Annotated in this window: 13 protein-coding genes; 9 read left to right on the plus strand and 4 right to left on the minus strand. The window is 73.2% G+C overall.

The features are described 5' to 3' along the window. Positions 1-42 precede the first annotated feature (42 nt). Both AB0M46_RS29585 and AB0M46_RS29590 read left to right on the plus strand, forming a co-directional pair. A complete protein-coding gene (locus AB0M46_RS29585; protein WP_363341194.1) occupies positions 43-1,812 on the plus strand; it encodes a GH25 family lysozyme in 1,770 nt (589 codons plus the stop codon). 235 nt (positions 1,813-2,047) lie between these two features. Continuing rightward, complete coding sequence (locus tag AB0M46_RS29590) at positions 2,048-2,374, plus strand: hypothetical protein (protein ID WP_363341196.1); 327 nt, start codon at positions 2,048-2,050, stop codon at positions 2,372-2,374. 890 nt (positions 2,375-3,264) lie between these two features. Here the strand turns inward: AB0M46_RS29590 and AB0M46_RS29595 are convergent. Further along, entirely contained in the window at positions 3,265-4,392 is a 1,128-nt protein-coding gene (locus AB0M46_RS29595; RefSeq protein ID WP_363341198.1) for a HEAT repeat domain-containing protein, read from the minus strand. A 425-nt stretch (positions 4,393-4,817) separates the two neighbouring features. Between AB0M46_RS29595 and hemG the strand changes: the two genes are divergently transcribed. Then, on the plus strand, positions 4,818-6,185 hold the full coding sequence (hemG, locus tag AB0M46_RS29600; RefSeq protein WP_363341200.1) for a protoporphyrinogen oxidase: 1,368 nt from the start codon (positions 4,818-4,820) through the stop codon (positions 6,183-6,185). A 5-nt stretch (positions 6,186-6,190) separates the two neighbouring features. Beyond that, a complete protein-coding gene (hemQ, locus tag AB0M46_RS29605; RefSeq protein WP_363341202.1) occupies positions 6,191-6,886 on the plus strand; it encodes a hydrogen peroxide-dependent heme synthase in 696 nt (231 codons plus the stop codon). A 121-nt stretch (positions 6,887-7,007) separates the two neighbouring features. Here the strand turns inward: hemQ and AB0M46_RS29610 are convergent, their stop codons facing one another. Further along, positions 7,008-7,559 (minus strand): DUF3000 domain-containing protein, encoded by a 552-nt coding sequence (locus AB0M46_RS29610; protein ID WP_363341204.1) that lies wholly within the window; start codon positions 7,557-7,559, stop codon positions 7,008-7,010. A gap of 80 nt (positions 7,560-7,639) precedes the next feature. Between AB0M46_RS29610 and hemE the strand changes: the two genes are divergently transcribed. Next, the gene (gene hemE / locus AB0M46_RS29615; protein ID WP_363341206.1) at positions 7,640-8,656 is read left to right on the plus strand and encodes a uroporphyrinogen decarboxylase; all 1,017 of its coding nucleotides are present in this window, start codon (positions 7,640-7,642) and stop codon (positions 8,654-8,656) included. Between the two features lie 61 nt (positions 8,657-8,717). Here hemE and AB0M46_RS29620 read toward each other — a convergent pair whose 3' ends face one another. Together AB0M46_RS29620 and AB0M46_RS29625 are read right to left on the minus strand one after the other, a co-directional pair. Continuing rightward, positions 8,718-9,590 (minus strand): hypothetical protein, encoded by an 873-nt coding sequence (locus AB0M46_RS29620; RefSeq protein ID WP_363341208.1) that lies wholly within the window; start codon positions 9,588-9,590, stop codon positions 8,718-8,720. A gap of 117 nt (positions 9,591-9,707) precedes the next feature. After that, positions 9,708-10,739: a trypsin-like peptidase domain-containing protein gene (locus AB0M46_RS29625; RefSeq protein ID WP_363341210.1), complete on the minus strand. Its 1,032-nt coding sequence runs from the start codon at positions 10,737-10,739 to the stop codon at positions 9,708-9,710. Positions 10,740-11,124: 385 nt separating this feature from the next. Between AB0M46_RS29625 and AB0M46_RS29630 the strand changes: the two genes are divergently transcribed. The 4 genes from AB0M46_RS29630 to AB0M46_RS29645 all read left to right on the plus strand — a co-directional run bounded on the left by AB0M46_RS29630 (position 11,125) and on the right by AB0M46_RS29645 (position 17,198). Then, positions 11,125-12,378, plus strand: coding sequence for an HRDC domain-containing protein (locus AB0M46_RS29630; RefSeq protein WP_363341279.1), 1,254 nt, complete (start codon positions 11,125-11,127; stop codon positions 12,376-12,378). Positions 12,379-12,735: 357 nt separating this feature from the next. Beyond that, entirely contained in the window at positions 12,736-13,929 is a 1,194-nt protein-coding gene (locus AB0M46_RS29635; protein ID WP_363341212.1) for a thiolase family protein, read from the plus strand. Next, positions 13,926-16,001 (plus strand): 3-hydroxyacyl-CoA dehydrogenase NAD-binding domain-containing protein, encoded by a 2,076-nt coding sequence (locus AB0M46_RS29640; RefSeq protein ID WP_363341214.1) that lies wholly within the window; start codon positions 13,926-13,928, stop codon positions 15,999-16,001. Before AB0M46_RS29635 ends, AB0M46_RS29640 begins: the two co-directional genes overlap by 4 nt. A 108-nt stretch (positions 16,002-16,109) precedes the next feature. Further along, positions 16,110-17,198: a peptidoglycan DD-metalloendopeptidase family protein gene (locus AB0M46_RS29645; protein WP_363341216.1), complete on the plus strand. Its 1,089-nt coding sequence runs from the start codon at positions 16,110-16,112 to the stop codon at positions 17,196-17,198. The last annotated feature ends 3 nt before the right edge of the window (positions 17,199-17,201 follow it).

A 17,201-nucleotide genomic window follows, 5' to 3' on the forward strand; every position in this document is an offset into this window, starting at 1 on the left:
TTTTGCGCACATAAATGGGTTATGCCCGGTATTGTGACGCGGGTGCGATCGGCGATCATCGGCCTGGTCCTGGGCCTGCTGCTGACCCCGGCCGGTGCTTCCGAGGCCCGGGCCGGGGACGGCTCGGCCCGGGCCGGTGCCCGCGGCCCGGAGGCGGCGGTGGCCACCCCCGGGCCGCAGTACACGGTCAAGGGCATCGACGTCTCCAGCCACGACCACTCGACGTACAAGACGATCGACTGGGCCGCCCAGGCCGCGGCGGGCGTGCAGTTCGCCTACGTCAAGGCGACCGAGACGAACAACTACGTCAACCCGTACTTCCGCCAGGACCTCGCCGACGCCAAGAAGGCCGGCCTGCTCGCCGGGGCCTACACGTTCGCCCGCCCCGACCGCCCCGACCCGGTCGGCGACGCGAACATCTTCATCGACCACGCCGACTGGGCCAACGACGCCAAGACGCTGGTGCCCTTCGTCGACCTGGAATGGCCGTACTTCTCCGGCACCAACGCCTGCTACAACCTCGACCAGACCGCCATGCGCGCCTGGATCCAGGCCTTCCTGGACCAGATCCAGGTGCGCATCGGGCGCAAGGCGATGATCTACACCGCGGCGACCTGGTGGAACCAGTGCGTGGGCAACACCACCCAGTTCGCCGACTACCCGCTGGACGTGGCCTCCTGGAGCGGCACCGCGCCGAAGCTGCCCAACGGCTGGTCAAAGTGGACGCTGTGGCAGTACGCCGGCGGCGACACCAAGCAGTACGCCAACTACGACAAGGACGTCTTCAACGGCGACCTCGACGCCCTGCGCCGCCTCGCCGGCATCGACCCGCCGCCGCCCCTGGTCGCCAAGCCGTCCGTCGCCCCGCACGCGCCCAGCAAGCAGATGCAGGTCTACGCCGACGCCGGCCACGGCCTGTCGCAGCGGTACTGGAGCCCCGGCTACGGCTGGTCGAGCTGGAGCAACTTCGGCGGCGGCATCGCCGGCACCCCGCACGTGCTGCAGAACCCGGCCGCCGGCACCGTCGAGGTCTACGCCCGCACCCAGGCCGGCCGCCTGGCCCAGAAGTTCTGGCGGGCCGGGCGCTGGTCGGACTGGACCGACCTGGGCGGCAACCTGGCCGGCGACCCGGTCGTCTTCTACAGCCCGCGCTACGGCTCCACCGAGATCTACGCCCGGGGCACCGACGGGCACCTGTGGCAGCGCTTCTACGCCGGCGGCTGGTCCGGCTGGAACGACCTGGGCGGCTCCCTCGCCGGCGACCCGGCCGAGGTGCTGTACAACCCGCTGTACCGCACGACCGAGATCTACGCCCGGGGCACCAACGGCCACCTCCTGCAGCTGTACTTCGGCGGCGCGTGGTCCCCGTGGAACGACCTCGGCGGCGACCTGGCCGGCGACCCGGCGGTCTTCCGCAGCCCGGTGTGGGGCTCGACCGAGATCTACGCGCGCGGCTCCGGCGGCCACCTGATGCAGAAGTACTTCGCGGGCGGCTGGTCGGGCTGGAACGACCTCGGCGGCAGCCTGACCGGGGAGCCGGCCGTGTTCTACAACCCGCGGTACCGCTCGACCGAGATCTACGCGCGCGACGGCGGGACGCTGCGGTACACGCTGGTCATGCCCGGGGGCGGGTGGGCCGCGTGGACGGGCATCGGCGGCACGCTGGAGACCGATCCGGCCGTCGCCCTGAACCCGTGGACCGGCAACACGGAGATCTACGCGGTCTCCGGCGGCAACCTGGTCACCCAGCTGTGGCTCAAGGACGCCTCCACCTGGACCGGCTGGTCGACCATCATGTCCAACCCGTTCTGACCTCGGCGGCGACGCCGGAGAGCGGCAGACACCGGGCCGCAGTGTCGTCAACCGCGCGCCCTCGCAAGCGAATGACGATAAGTCGGGCGCTGGCGCGCCGCGACTTAGGGTGACCGTCAATAGGGTGGGCTCGGGGTGTTTCGGCCATAGATGACGGAAGCGGGCACGGCCCCAGCCGGGCATGGGAGTTCGGGCGGCGGTGCCGGGCTGTTGGGATGCCAGGATCCGCCGGCGGTTGCGGGAGTGGGCCGATGCTGGTGTGGCCCGGCAGTTGCACGCTCTGGTCCTGGCGGCGTTCGACCAGATGATCGGGCTGCAGCTGACCGATGTGGCTGTCGACGGGTGTATCACCAGAGCCGTTGCTGGTGGGGAGCACACCGGTCCGTCACCGCCGACCGGGGCAAAAGGCGGCCGGAAACGTTCCGTCGCCGCGGACGGCCGCCGGATCCCGCTCGGGATCATCGGGGCCGGCGCGAACCGGCACGACGCGCCCCTGCTCGGCCCGACCCTGGACGCCGCTGACTACCGATGGGACGGCAGAACCACCACCCGCCGCCTCTGACCAGCGTGGAGGCGATCGTGACAGCGAGTGGCTGGCAGTTCAGTGGCTTGGCGCTCTGCACTGCCGATGCGTGCGTGTTCACTGCAATGCTCCGCCGGTGGCGCGTTGGGATGGTGCGCAACCTTTCGCGGGCTTCGGCGGAATTGGCAGCCGGCCGGATGTGGCAGATGCAAGAACCGGCTGCGATACGCTGCCGGTGAGCGCGGATGGCGGCGGATTGTTCGACGTGTTGCCGCACTGGCGGGCCGGTGTGACGGCGGCGGTGGCGTTGGTGTGCGACGGCCCGCGCGGGCGCGCCCGGACGCTGCGGCGCCGCCCTCCCGGCCCGGCGGCGCGGGTTCGGTGTGGTCGGCGACGACCCGGTCGGCGGGGTGTTCGCCCTGTTCGGGCGGTAGCGTCGGCGGGACCGCCGCGGGGGCCGGGTCGGACGCGGGGGCCGGGTCAGGCCGCCGATCGTCGGCCGCGGTCACCGGCGGGACGCCACCACGGATGCGGCGTAGCTTCGCGGCGTGCCTCCGAGCAAGGCCCCACGCTCGATGCCGCTCATGTTCCCGACGGAACTGCTCCCTTGCCGGACAATAGCGCCGAGACCTGGACCGGTCACGCATGGCAGCCAATTCCGTGCGACTAAAGAATGACAGCTGCCCCATGTATTTATTATCCCCGACCTCGCCCAGAATCACCGCCCCGAACGGTAACGACAATGTCAAATGGTGCACGCTCATACCGCAGACCGCGATCGCCAGCACGAGGCCCATCGCGACACTGAGTGATCGACGGTTCAAGAGTGCTGCCCAGCAAACTCCGCCGCCACACCGACCGCCGCCTTCGCCCCAACCTATTGACGGTCACCTTTATCGGATTTATACCCCGGCAGGGTAAATGTCCGTTTACCGCGGTTCCGGCGGGGCCTCGCCGGACGGGCGCCAGCGGGGCCAGCCGTGGTCGCCGGCTAGCTGGGACAGGCGCGAGCCCAGCATCAGCGACGTCGCCGGCTCCGCCCCCGCCAGCCGGTAGTGGACCTGCTCGGCGATCTCCGGCGCCCGGTACTCCGCGTGCTCCAGCAACTGCAGCGCCACCGACCACCAGTACCGGTCCTCGTCGGTGGCGTGCGGCGCACCCAGCCGGAACCACTCGGCCAGCCCGTCCAGCAGGTCGTCGCCGACGCCGTCCGGGTCGGTCAGGCGCAGCGCGGCGCAGACCCGGGCCACCACGTCGTCGTCCCAGCCCGACAGGTGGCCGCGGACCAGCGTGTGCAGCGAGGAGTGGCCGAGCGCGCCGGCCGCGTCGATCTCCAGCGAGTACACGTTCTCGCGGGACAGCCGCTCGCGCAGCACCGGCAGGGTCCGGGCGTCGCGGCGGCGGGCCAGGCCGAGCAGCGCCTCGCAGCGGGTGTCGTCGTGCGGGTCGTCGAGGCGGGCGGCGAGCGCGTCGCGGACCAGTTGACCGTCCACTTCGGACAGCTGGGTGCCGAGCGCGAAGCAGGCCCAGTCGCGCACGTCCTCGTCGGCGTCGCCGCTGAGTCCGACCAGGGCGCGGACCGTCTCGGCGGGGTCGGCGTCGCCGAGGACGCTCGGCAGGGCCTGGGCCACGGCCCGGCGCACGGCGGCGTCGGGGTGGCGGGCCAGCGGCAGCAGCAGCGGCAGGGCGGCGTCGTCGTAGCACCAGGCCACGGCGTCGGCGAGCTCGGCCGCCGGGGTCGCGGGGGCGGCCAGCAGCGCGGCGATCGTGCGGGCGGTCGGCTCGGTCTCGTCGGGGAGGTACTCCCCCATGCCCCCGGCGAAGGGGGCCGTGCCGCCGCCGAAGCCGCCGGTGTCGCCCAGCTCGGCGATCACCTCGGCCAGCGGGTTCACGGCGAACCCGTCCAGGCCCTCCGGCAGCGCGTCGGCCGGCTCGCGGGCCGCCGGCACGAACAGCTCGGACGCCCGCGGGAACAGGCCGGACACGTCGCTCGGGCCGCCGGGGCGCGGGGCCGGCGGCTCGTCGGGCGCTGGGCGGGAGGACGCGAGGTCGCTCATCCCCGAGAGTGTGCGCGCCTTCGCGGCGATCTTCCAGAGGGGTTCGCCCCTCAGATGGACATTGCCTCCCGCCGGATCACCCTTGGCGCCGACATATCGACGCACATCGCCCGGGCCGCGGCCGCCGAACACCCCTCGTACGTGTGAACGATCGACCGGCGCGGCAGGCTACCGGCCGCGGGCCTCGAGGCGCAGCGACGACCCGTCGACGGACTGCGCGGCGCCGTTGACGAAGCCGCTGCGCGCCGGGCCGGCCAGACACGCGACCGCCGGGCGATGTCGTCGGGCTGGGCGAAGCGGGCCATGGGCAACCGAGTCGCAGTCCTCGGGGCGCATGGCGACCGCGACGCCGCCCGATGCCGTGCGCTGCCCCCGTGATCACTGCCACTCGCCGCTCGCCCGTGCCGCGACAATAGACTGCCGGTATGACACGCGTCGTGGTCGTCGGAGGCGGAATCGCCGGGCTGGCCGCGGCGCACCGGCTGCACACCCTGCGCCCGGACCTGGACGTGGTCGTGCTCGACCAGCGCGACCGGCCCGGCGGCAAGCTGGCCACCGGTGACCTCGCCGGCGGCCCGGTCGAGCGCGGCGCGGAGTCGTTCCTGATGGGCGACCCGGCCGGCGGGCCCAGCGCGGCGGTGCGCCTGGCCGAGGAGGTCGGGCTCGGCCCCGCGATCGTGCACCCGACGCCGGCCCGCGCGGCGGTCGCCCTCGACGGCGGCCTGCGCGACCTGCCCGCCGGGACCTTGATGGGCATTCCCTTGCAGGCCGCGGATTCGGCACCCGACGAGCCCGCACCGGCGCCGCTGCTGCCCCCTGGCGGCGACGTCACCGTGGGCGGGCTGGTCCGGGCGCGCCGGGGCGACGCCGTCGTCGACCACTACGTGGAGCCGCTGCTGGGCGGGGTCTACGCCGGCCGGGCCGACCGCCTCTCCCTGCGCATGGCCCTGCCGGCCCTGGCCGCGGCGGCCGAGCGCACCCACACGCTGACCGACGCGCTGGCCGAGGCCGTGGGGGCGAGCCAGCGTACACCCGGCGCCCCGGTCTTCGGCACGATCCAGGGCGGCATGGGCCGGCTCGTCGGCGCGGTCGCCGCGGCGCTGCCCGACGTGCGCAGCGGCGTGACCGTGCGCGCCCTGCACCGCCACGGCGCCGGCTGGCGCCTCACCCTCGGTTCGACCCGCGACGCCGAGACCCTGGACGCCGACGGGGTGGTGCTCGCGGTGCCCGCCGCGCCCGCGGCCCGCCTGCTGGCATCCGTCGAGGGAGCCCGGGCGGTACCGCTGGAATATGCCAGCGTGGCGCTCGTCGCGCTGGCCCTGCCGGACACCGCGCTGCCCGAGCTGTCCGGGTTCCTCGTGCCGGCGACCGAGGGCTACGCGGTCAAGGCCGTCACGTTCTTCGACCGCAAATGGGCCCACCTGCGCCGCCCCGGCGTGACCGTGCTGCGCGCGTCGATCGGGCGGCACGGCGACGAGGCCCGGCTGCAGCACCCCGACGAGGACCTGGTGCAGGTCGTGCGGGCCGAGGTCGCGAAGCTGCTGGGGATGGGCGCGCTGCCCGCCGAGATCGACCGGGCGGTGTTCCGGTGGGGCGGGGCGCTGCCGCAGTACGAGCCGGGCCACCGCGACCGCGTCGCGACGCTGCGGGCCGGCCTTGCCGCGCACCCGGCGATCGCCGTGGCCGGCGCGGCCTACGACGGCGTCGGCATCCCGGTCTGCATCGCGTCGGGCCGAGCCGCCGCCGACACGGTACTGGGCTGGGCCGGCACTACACCAGGATTGGAACAATAGACGCCATGACGACCACGAACGCCGCGCGCATCCGCGAGCTCAACGACACGATCCGGTACACGATGTGGTCGGTGTTCCGGCTCGAGACCCCGTACGGCCCGGACCACCGCGACGCCACCCAGGCCGGCGCGTTCCTGGCCGACCTGGCCGCGAAGGACGTCGTGGTCCGCGGCACCTACGACGTCGCCGGCCTGCGCGCCGACGCCGACCTCATGATCTGGTGGCACGCCCCGAGCGCCGAGGCCCTGCAGGAGGCCTACACGGGCTTCCGGCGCACCAGCGTCGGCCAGCGCATGGCGCCGGTCTGGTCCCAGATGGCCCTGCACCGCCCGGCCGAGTTCAACAAGAGCCACGTCCCGGCCTTCCTGGCCGACGAGCACGTCCGGGAATGGGTGTGCGTGTACCCGTTCGTGCGCTCCTACGAGTGGTACCTCCTGCCCGACGAGGAGCGCCGCGCCCTGCTCGCCGAGCACGGCCAGATGGCCCGCGGCTTCCCGGACGTGCGCGCCAACACCGTGGCCAGCTTCGCCCTCGGCGACTACGAGTGGATCCTCGCCTTCGAGGCCGACGAGCTGCACCGCATCGTCGACCTGATGCGCGAGCTGCGCGCGTCGGCCACCCGCCGCCACGTCCGCGAGGAGGTCCCCTTCTACACGGGCCGCCGCCGCGACTTCGCCGACCTGGTCGCCAACCTCCCGTAGCCCTGCCCGCGCGAGGGCCGTGAGCTGCGGAAACGATAAGTCGGGCGCTGGCGCGCCCGACTTATCGGACTTATACCCCGGCGGGCGGAATATCCGAAAAAGCCGCAACAACCGGCCGCGGTCAGGCGTGCAGCGCGGTGACCCCCGGCGGCGGCAGCCCCGCCGTCGAGGCCAGCAGCGCACACCACGCCTGCACGTGGGCCTGCATGTCGTCGTCGGTCGGCGTCCAGGAGGCCCGGATCTCGAGGTCCGCCGCCGGCGGCGGCCCCGCCAGGTCGCCGAAGCGCGTGGACATGGTCTGGGTGACCGTGCCGCCGATCGCCGTGTACGCCGCGCTGTGCCCGTCCAGCGCGTCCACCAGCCAGCTCCACCCCACGCCCGGCAGCAGCGGATCGGTGGCCAGCTCGGCCTCCAGCTCCGCGGTCACGTACGTCACCAGCCGCATCGTCCCGTCCCAGGCGTCGTGCCCGGCGGGGTCGTGCAGCAGGATCAGCCGGCCCGTGGCCACCTCGTCGCCGTGGCGCAGGACGGTGCCGCTGATCGCGTGGGCGTACGGCGCCAGCCGCTGCGGGGCCGGGACCTCCTCGAGCGTGATCTCCGGCCGGGTGGTCGCGGCGCGCAGCTCCTCCACCGCCCGGGTGAACGTGGGTGGAGTCGCGGTCGATGGCGCCATAACGGAAGACTAAATCGGAAACGTGCGCAGGGGGTGCCGCCGCGCCGCCGGTGTAGACCGAGTGAAACGATGGGACGGCTATGAACGACACGACGAAGCTGCTTCTGCGCGCCGCCCGCGGCGAGGCCGTCCCGCACGCCCCGGTCTGGTTCATGCGCCAGGCGGGCCGTTCCCTGCCCGAATATCGCGACCTGCGCGCCGGCATCGGCATGCTGGAGTCCTGCCGCCGGCCCGACCTGGTCTGCGAGATCACCCTGCAACCCGTGCGGCGGCACAAGGTCGACGCCGCGATCCTGTTCAGCGACATTGTCGTGCCACTCCAGGCGGCCGGCATCGACCTGGACATCGTCGCCGGCACCGGGCCCGTGGTGGCCGAGCCGGTGCGCACCATGGCCGACGTCGAGGCGATCCGCGACCTCGACGGCGAGTCCGTGGGCTTCATCGCGGAGGCCATCCGGCTGCTGCTGGCCGAGCTCGGCGACACGGCCCTGATCGGCTTCGCCGGCGCCCCGTTCACCCTGGCCAGCTACCTGGTCGAGGGCGGCCCGTCCAAGCACCACACGAAGACCAAGACGCTGATGTACGGCGCCCCCGACGTCTGGCACGCCCTGTGCGCCCGGCTGGCCGGCATCACCCGCACGTTCCTGCAGGTGCAGGTCGACGCCGGGGTGGACGCGGTGCAGCTGTTCGACTCGTGGGCGGGCGCGCTGTCCGAGGCCGACTACCGCCGCTACGTGCTGCCGCACTCCCGGGCGGTGCTGCACGAGCTGCGGGGGCCGATTCCGCGGATTCATTTCGGCGTCGGTACCGCGGAGCTGCTCCCGGCCATGGCGGAGGCGGGCGCCGACGTGGTGGGCGTCGACTGGCGCACGCCCCTGGACGTGGCCGCCGCGCGCGTGCCGGGCAAGGCGCTGCAGGGCAACCTCGACCCGTGCGTCCTGCTGGCCCCGTGGGAGGTCATCGAGCAGGAGGCCCGCCGGGTGCTGGCCGAGGGCGCCAAGGCCCCCGGCCACATCTTCAACCTCGGCCACGGCGTGCTGCCCGAGACCGATCCCGACGCGCTCACCCGGCTCGTCGAGCTGGTCCACACCGCGTAAACGCGAAGCGGGGGCCCAACCGGGCCCCCGCCGAACGCGACACGGTGAAGCGCGGCTGCGATCAGATACCCAGGATCCGCTGGGCCTCGTTGCAGGGCTTCTCCATCTGGCTGATCTTGTTCTGCGCCGTCGTCTTGTCGCCCTGGTTCGAGGCGTCGAGGGCCTCGATCAGCAGCTTCAGGCAGCTGCCGATCACGTCGCGCTGACGCTTGGCCTCGGTGCTGTCGGCCTGGGTGCCGCGCAGGTCCTGCTGGGCCTTGGTCAGCTCGTCGGCCTTGGCCTTGAGGTCGGTCTTGGTCTGGTCGAGGTCCTTGTTGGACTGGTCGAGCGCGGCCTGGCGCTGCGCCGACTGGGTCTCGGACTGCGTCAGCTTGTCCGACTTGTCGACGTACAGGAACACGAAGACGCCGGCGGCGATGACCGCCAGGGTCAGCAGGCTCGCCAGCAGCGGCACGGCGATGCCGCGCTTCTTCGCCGGCGGGGCCGGGTAGGCGCCGGGGAAGCCGCTGGTCGGCGGGCCCGAGACCGGGCCGTAGGACATGGGCGGGCCGGACATCGGCGGGCCCGACATCGGCGGCGCGGACATCGGCGGAGCCGGCTGCGCGAGCGGCACCGGGGCGGTCGGCGGGGCCGACACCGACGGGTCGAGGCTGTAGGTCGCCTCGCCGTAGGTCGGCAGCTGCGTCGTGCCCTGGTCGTGGACCGGCTGCGGCTGCGGCGGCACGGGCTGGCCGTACTGCGGGGCGGGCTGGCCGTACTGCGGGGCCGGCTGGCCGTACTGCGGAGCCGGCTCGCCGTACTGCGGGGCCGCGGGCGAGCCCGGATAGCCGCCCGCCGGCGCCTGGGGCGGCGGGTACGCGCCGGTCGGGGCATTGGGGTCGGGGTAGCCGTAGCCTTCGTTCGGGTTCCCCTGGGGGCTGCCGGGGTATGTCATGTTTCTTCCTCCTGATGGTCCCGCCGGGCAGCACCCTCGCGGGAGTCGTACTCCCGGCGCCACCGGGTCGGCACCGGGTCGGGGCACCCCGGCCGGGGCCGGGGAAGCGAGAGTGGGTCAGCAGACCGCCGCGACGGTGTTGCAGACCACGGAGATCGGGATGGCCAGGCCGATGCCCTCAGCCTGCTGGGCCTTGAGCGTCGCGACGCCCACCACCTCCTTCTTGGCGTTGAACACCGGGCCGCCCGAGTTGCCGGGGTTGATGGCCGCGTCGAACTGCATGAGCGACTCGCCGCCGAGCTGGCGGAAGGCGCTCACCACGCCGGTGGTGACGGTGTCCTCGAGGCCGAGCGGGGAGCCGATGACCAGGACGGGCTCGCCGACCTTGGGCGGCTCGGCGGCCGCCGTGAGCCGGGTGAAGTCCTCGTCGGTGTGCAGCACGGCCAGGTCCTTGTCGGGGTGGACCTCGATGATCTTGCCGGGGAAGCGCTGGTCGGTGCGCTCCAGGCTGACGTCCTTCTCACCCTTGGTGTAGGCGTCCTGCACGACGTGGTAGTTGGTGATCAGGTCGGTGCCGCCGCCGGCCGGGGCCTTGCCGATCGCGAAGGCGGTGCCGGTCGCGTACTTCGTGCTGACCCGGAAGACGCTCGGCCGCACGCTCGCGGCGACGTCGGCCGCGTTCAGGTTGCCGCCGGTCTTCTGCTCCAGCCGGTCGGCGCGGTCCTCGAGGGCCTTGAGCCGGGCCGCGTCGTTGGCCTGGGCGCTGTGCGCGGCGGCGTCGGCCTTGTCGGCCTTCTTCTCCAGGTCGACGATGAACGCCGCCTGCACCCCGACGACCACGAGCAGCAGCAGGGCCAGCACGAGCGCGACGGCGGCCAGCGGGCTGCGCCGCGCGGGCGTCGGCATCGGCGGCGCGCTGTGCGGCGGCGGCCCGGCCGGCGCCGAGACGGGCCAGGCGCTGGTCGTCTGGGCCGGCAGCGGGCCCGTGGAGATCGGGCCGGTTGGGATGGACCCGGTCGGGAGGGCCCCGGTCGGGAGGGAGCCGGCCTGGTGAAGCCTGGGGGGAAGTGGACCGAGTCGTTCCGGATCCTCGTGCACATCCGGGTTGCCGGAAGCCACCGGGTTGGAGGGGTCATACCCGGCCGTCATGCCGCTCGTTTTCCTTCCTGTCACGGTTCCACCCGTTCCGCCGGAGGACGCGCACCCGCGGAGGGGGTCATCCGGCGATACCGCGGTCGGCCCTCACCCTAGTTGCCCCGCACAAGCCCCGCGACCTCCCGAGGCTGGTCTGTACACAACCTGACCGGCCGTGTCAGCAGACCGTACTGCCAACCATGACCGTCTGTCCGTCCCGTTTCGGGGCCTCGGCGGCGACCGTCCGGATGTTGCGAGGGCGTCTGCGCGACCCGTGAGGGCGCCCCCGCGCGGCCGGAGAGACAACGAAGAAGATCGTAAGAACGCCGACGCGCCGGACCGGCTGCACGGGCGGACCTATGGCGCAACGTACGGTTGTCGCGTGACCGACGAACCCCCCATGCGGCGTCGGGACGAGGAGCCAGACAGTCCGGCCAAACCGGACACACAGACCGAGCCCGTCCTGCTGACCGCCCCCCGAGACGGGACGCCCGAGCCGATCGCCGACCGGGCCGAGCTGGCGCGCGCCGTCGAACGCTTCGCCAACGGCACCGGACCGGTGGCCGTGGACGCCGAGCGCGCCTCCGGCTACCGCTACACCCACCGGGCATACCTGGTCCAGCTGCGCCGGGCCGGCGCCGGCACGGTGCTCATCGACCCGCTCCCCTTCGGCCAGCTTCCCGAGCTCGACGAGGTCATCTCGCCGACCGAGTGGATCCTGCACGCCGCCAGCCAGGACCTGCCCTGCCTGACCGAGCTCGGGCTGCGGCCCACCCGGCTGTTCGACACCGAGCTGGCGGCCCGCCTGTGCGGCTTCGAGCGGGTCGGGCTGGCCGCGCTGACCGAGTCGCTGCTGGGGTACACCCTGGAGAAGCACCACTCCGCCGCGGACTGGTCCACCCGGCCGCTGCCCTCGTCGTGGCTGACCTACGCGGCGCTCGACGTCGAGCTGCTCCTCCAGCTGCGCGAGACGCTCGCCACCGAGCTGGCCGAGCAGGGCAAGACCGAGTGGGCGGCCCAGGAGTTCGCGGCGCTCGTCGCCTCGGCCGGCGACCCGCCCCGCGTGCGGGCCGACCCGTGGCGGCGCACCTCCGGCATCCACCGGGTCCGCGGCGCCCGCGCCCTGGCCCGGGTCCGCGCGCTGTGGACGACCCGCGACGAGATCGCCCAGCGCCGCGACGCGAGCCCCGGCCGGGTCCTCGCCGACGCCGCCATCATCGCCGCCGCCGAGGCCGACCCGAAGGACGAGAAGACCCTGGTGGCCCTGCCCGGCTTCGGCGGTCGCTCGGTGCGCCGGCTCGCCCCGACGTGGCTGGTGGCGCTGTCCGACGCCCGGGCGCTGAGCGACAAGGAGCTGCCCATCACGCCCCCGTCGGAAGGGCCGCCCCCGCCGCACCGCTGGGCCGAGCGCGACCCGGTCGCGGCCGCCCGCCTGGCCCGGTGCCGGGAGGTGGTGCTGGGCCTGGCCACCGCCAACCAGCTGCCGCCGGAGAACCTCATCGCCCCGGATTCGGTACGCCGCCTGGCCTGGTCCCCGCCCGAGGAGCTCACGGAGGAGGCGGTCGCGGCGGTGCTGGCCGGCTACGGCGCCCGCCCGTGGCAGGTCGGCCTCATCTCCCCCGGCCTGACGGAGGCCCTCCACCCCGCGGCATGAGCGCGAATGCCCGACATCCGGCCACGGCGCCCGCCGTGGCAGGTCAGCCTCGCCTCCCGCCTTCCTGACGCACCTCGTGGGCAGGAGCGCCGAATGCCCGATAAGTCGGGCGCTGGCGCGCCACGACTTATCGGATTTATACCCCGACAGGCGGCGAGTCCGATATGCGCGGGTCAGCGGCTGGCCGTACCCGCGATTCCGGACCTATGCCCCGTCGGGCGAAAAGTCGGAAAAGTCGCGGCACGCAGTGCCCGACTTTTCCGCAAGATCACCCAGGGGCGAGGTGAAGGGGTTCACAGCAACGGCGGACCTACTGGCGAGTAACATGGCCGGTAATTCGTTGCTAGGAGGACTCTCGTGCCCCGTGCTGTCCGCGACGTCGTCTTCGTCGACGGCGTGCGCACCCCGTTCGGCAAGGCCGGTGGGATGTACGCCAACACCCGCGCCGACGACCTCGTCATCCGCTGCATCCGCGAGCTGCTGCGCCGCAACCCGCAACTGCCGCCCGAGCGCGTGGACGAGGTCGCCATCGCCGCCACCACGCAGACCGGCGACCAGGGCCTGACCATCGGGCGGACCGCCGCCCTGCTGGCCGGGCTGCCCAAGACCGTGCCCGGCTACGCGATCGACCGCATGTGCGCGGGCGCGCTCACCGCGGTCACCACCGTGGCCGGCGGCATCGCGTTCGGCGCCTACGACGTGGCCATCGCCGGCGGCGTCGAGCACATGGGCCGCCACCCGATGGGCGAGGGCGTCGACCCCAACCCCCGCATCCTCGCCGAGAAGCTGGTCGACCCGTCCGCACTGGTCATGGGCTCCACCGCGGAGAACCTGCACGACCGGCTGCCCGGCATCACCAAGGAGCGGGCCGACAGGTTCGGCTACGCCTCGCAGGTGCGCACCGCCGCCGCGTACGCCGCCGGCAAGCTGCAGCCCGACCTGGTCAGCGTGGCCACCCGCGACCCGGAGACCGGCTGGGGGCTGGCCACCGTGGACGAGGCGCCGCGGGAGACCAGCCTGGAGAAGCTCGCCACCCTCAAGACCCCGTTCCGCCCGCACGGCAAGGTGACCGCGGGCAACGCGGCCGGCCTCAACGACGGCGCCACGGCGTCGATCATCGCCGCCGAGGAGGTGGCCCGCGAGCTGGGCCTGCCCGTCGGCATGCGGCTGGTGTCCTACGGCTTCGTCGGCGTCGAGCCCGAGGTCATGGGCTACGGCCCGGTGCCCGCCACCGAGAAGGCGCTGCGCCTGGCCGGGCTCACCATCGACGACATCGGCCTGTTCGAGCTCAACGAGGCGTTCGCCGTGCAGGTGCTCGCCTTCCTCGACCACTTCGGCATCGCCGACGACGACCCGCGGGTCAACCCGTGGGGCGGTGCGATCGCCGTCGGCCACCCGCTCGCCTCCTCGGGCGTGCGGCTCATGACGCAGCTGTCGCGGCAGTTCGCCGAGCGGCCGGACGTGCGCTACGGCCTCACCGCCATGTGCGTCGGCATCGGCATGGGCGCGTCCGTGATCTGGGAGAGCCCCAACTGGGAGGGCAACAAGTGACCGCCGCGCCGACGAACCCGAACGAGGTCGTGACCAAGGCGCTGCTGCGCTTCGTCACGCTGCCCAGCCGCGAGCGGGCCGCGCTCATCACCCTCGACAACGGCTTCGACCACACCAAGCCCAACTCGTTCGGCCCGGCCGGCCTGGCCAGCCTCGAGGCGGCCATCGACGAGGCGGTCGCGGCGGCGCCGAAGTTCATCGCGCTGACCGGCAAGCCGTACATCTTCTGCGTCGGCGCCGACATCACCGGCATGCCGCTGCTCACCGAGCGGGCCCAGGCGGTGGAGCTCGGGCGGTACGGCCACCGGGTCTTCAAGAAGTTCCGGGACTCGCCGGTGCCGACGTTCGCCTTCGTCAACGGCGCGGCGATGGGCGGCGGTCTCGAGGTGGCGCTGCACTGCCACTACCGGACCGTCTCCTCCGGCGCGGCCGCGCTGGCCCTGCCCGAGGTCGCGATCGGCCTGGTGCCCGGCTGGGGCGGCACCCAGCTGCTGCCCAACCTCATCGGCATCGCGCCGGCCGCGCAGGTCATCCTGCAGAACCCGCTCACCCAGAAGCAGCTCAAGCCGGCCCAGGCGCACGAGCTGGGCATCGCCGACGCGATCTTCGAGCCGGCCGACTACCTGGAGCGGTCCCTCGCGTGGGCCGAGGGCGTGGTGGACGGCGAGATCACGGTGACCCGCCCGGAGATCGACCGGGACATGTGGGACGGCGTGCTGTACTTCGCCAAGCACCAGCTCGACGAGCGCCTCCACGGCGCGGTGAACTCGGCCAGCAAGGCCCTCGAACTGCTGGCGCTGGCCAAGGACGCCTCCTTCGAGGACGGCACCGCGGCCGAGGACGAGGCCCTCGCCGACCTCATCATGGGCGACCAGGCCCGGGCCAGCCTCTACGCCTTCGACCTGGTGCAGCGGCGGGCCAAGCGGCCGGCCGGCGCGCCCAACGCGGGCCTGGCCCGCGACGTCAACAAGGTCGGCATCGTCGGCGCCGGCCTGATGGCCTCGCAGCTGGCCCTGCTCTTCGTGCGCCGCCTCGAGGTGCCGGTGGTGCTCACCGACCTCGACCAGGAGCGCGTCGACAAGGGCGTCGGCTACGTGCACGCCGAGATCGACAAGCTGCTCGCCAAGGGCCGGCTCGACCCGGGCAAGGCGGCCAAGTACAAGGGCCTCGTCGGCGGCTCGGTCGACAAGGCCGCCTTCGCCGACGCCGACCTGGTGCTCGAGGCGGTGTTCGAGGACCTCAAGGTCAAGAAGCAGGTGTGGGCCGAGGTCGAGGCGATCGTGCGCGAGGACTGCGTGCTGGCCACCAACACCTCCTCGCTGTCGGTCTCCGAGCAGGCGGCCGACCTGGCCCACCCGGAGCGGGTCGTCGGGCTGCACTTCTTCAACCCGGTCGCGATGATGCCGCTGCTGGAGATCGTGCGGGCGGCGCGGACCGACGACGCCACCCTGGCCACCGCCTTCGCCGTCGGCAAGGCGCTGAAGAAGTCCTCGGTGCTGGTCAAGGACGCCCCGGCGTTCGTGGTCAACCGGCTGCTCACCCGCTTCCTCGGCGTGGTCACGGGCGCCGTGGACAACGGCACCCCGATCGACGTTGCCGACTCGGCGCTGGACCCGCTGGGCCTGCCGATGCGCCCGATGGCCCTGCTGAGCATGGTCGGCCCGGCCGTCGCGCACCACGTCGCGGAGACGCTGCACCACGCGTTCCCGGACCGCTTCGGCGTCTCGGCCAACCTGGGCCGGGTCGTCGGTGCCGGCAAGCGCGGCTTCACCGACGCCGAGGGCAACCCGGACCCCGAGGTGCTCGCCCTGCTGGAGGTCGGCGACTCGCCGTCGACCGCCGAGCAGCTGCGCGCAGAGGCGACCGAGGCCCTGGCCCGCGAGATCCGGCTCATGCTCGACGAGGGCGTGGTCGCCGACCCGCGCGACATCGACCTGTGCATGATCCTCGGTGCCGGGTGGCCGTTCCACCTCGGTGGCGTGACGCCGTACCTGGACCGCGAGGGTATCTCCGAGCGGGTCACGGGGGCGCGTTTCCTGCCCGAAGGAGCGGCAAACGCCCCGAAAGAGTGACGAACCGCCGCATCAGCACGATCCGGACCCCGCCGGCGCCTAGCGTTGGCGGGGTTCGCGGTCCCCCCGGCCCGAGCCGCACGACTCGTCTCGCCCCGGGGGAGCACCATGCGCAGAACGATCCCGATCATCGCCGTCGTCATTGCCGCACTGGTACCGCCCGTAGGCGCCCAGGCCGCCACCGGCGCGACGGTCGCCGCGCCCAAGCGCCCGCTCAACGCCCGGGCCGGGGCGGCGGTGTGGACCACCTCCCTGCGCACCCTGCCCAACGGGACCGCGCTGAGCATCGACTGCCAGGTCAGCGGCCAGCTCATCGACCAGGGCCCGGTGCGCGTCACCGACAAATGGGACCGGCTGAGCGACGGGTCGTACGTGAGCGATGCGTTTGTCCGGCGGGCTGCGGACGTACCGATCCCGGCTTGTGAGAAGACGGCGACCCAGGCGGCCGTGACCACCCCGGCCACACCGGCCACCCCGGGCGCCGTGGCCTCCGGCGCCGTCGCGCTGAAGACCCGCGGCGGACCGTCGCGCAGCGCCATCCAGTACGCGTCCCTGCCCAACGGCACCCCGCTGTCCATCGTCTGCCAGGCCCACGGCGAGGTCATCACCGGCACGATGCGCACCACCGACCTCTGGGACCGCCTCGCCGACGGCGCCTACGTCTCCGACGCCTACGTGAACCGCGCGGGCACCCCGCCGCCGTGCGCCGCCCCGGCCCCGGCCGCGCCGGACACCGCGACCGGCACGTGGGTGAGCCCGCTGCCCGGCTTCTCGGCCCGCCCGGGCTTCCGCACCCCGACCAACCCCAACCACGCCGGCGTGGACATCATGAGCTTCGTCGGCACCCCGATCCGGGCCGCCTCGGCCGGCACCGTGCTCGAGGTGGTCTGCAACATCGAGGCCGGCTACAGCTGCGACCAGACCGGCAGCGCGTCGGTCGGCGGCTGCGGCTGGTACGTCAAGATCCAGCACCCCGGCGGCATCTCCACCCTGTACTGCCACATGGTCCGCCGCGGCGCGGTCCAGCCCGGCCAGCACGTCGAGGCCGGCCAGGTCATCGGCTACGTGGGCTCCTCCGGCAACTCCTCGGCCCCGCACCTGCACTTCGAGGTCCACGTCAACACCCCGCCCACCACCCCGGCCAACGCGATCGATCCGCTGCCCTTCATGCGGGCCCACGGCGCGCCGATCGGCTAGCGC

The sequence above is a fragment of the Dactylosporangium sp. NPDC051485 genome (genome assembly GCF_040682015.1).
GTDB lineage: Bacteria > Actinomycetota > Actinomycetes > Mycobacteriales > Micromonosporaceae > Dactylosporangium.

Bases quoted from the DNA above. Each gene is read 5' to 3' on its own strand.
- hemE (WP_363341206.1), top strand. From the start codon at position 7,640: ATGAACGACACGACGAAGCTGCTTCTGCGCGCCGCCCGCGGCGAGGCC.
- AB0M46_RS29630 (WP_363341279.1), top strand. From the start codon at position 11,125: ATGCGGCGTCGGGACGAGGAGCCAGACAGTCCGGCCAAACCGGACACA.
- hemG (WP_363341200.1), top strand. From the start codon at position 4,818: ATGACACGCGTCGTGGTCGTCGGAGGCGGAATCGCCGGGCTGGCCGCG.
- hemQ (WP_363341202.1), top strand. From the start codon at position 6,191: ATGACGACCACGAACGCCGCGCGCATCCGCGAGCTCAACGACACGATC.
- AB0M46_RS29595 (WP_363341198.1), bottom strand. From the start codon at position 4,392: ATGAGCGACCTCGCGTCCTCCCGCCCAGCGCCCGACGAGCCGCCGGCC.
- AB0M46_RS29645 (WP_363341216.1), top strand. From the start codon at position 16,110: ATGCGCAGAACGATCCCGATCATCGCCGTCGTCATTGCCGCACTGGTA.
- AB0M46_RS29610 (WP_363341204.1), bottom strand. From the start codon at position 7,559: ATGGCGCCATCGACCGCGACTCCACCCACGTTCACCCGGGCGGTGGAG.
- AB0M46_RS29620 (WP_363341208.1), bottom strand. From the start codon at position 9,590: ATGACATACCCCGGCAGCCCCCAGGGGAACCCGAACGAAGGCTACGGC.
- AB0M46_RS29625 (WP_363341210.1), bottom strand. From the start codon at position 10,739: ATGACGGCCGGGTATGACCCCTCCAACCCGGTGGCTTCCGGCAACCCG.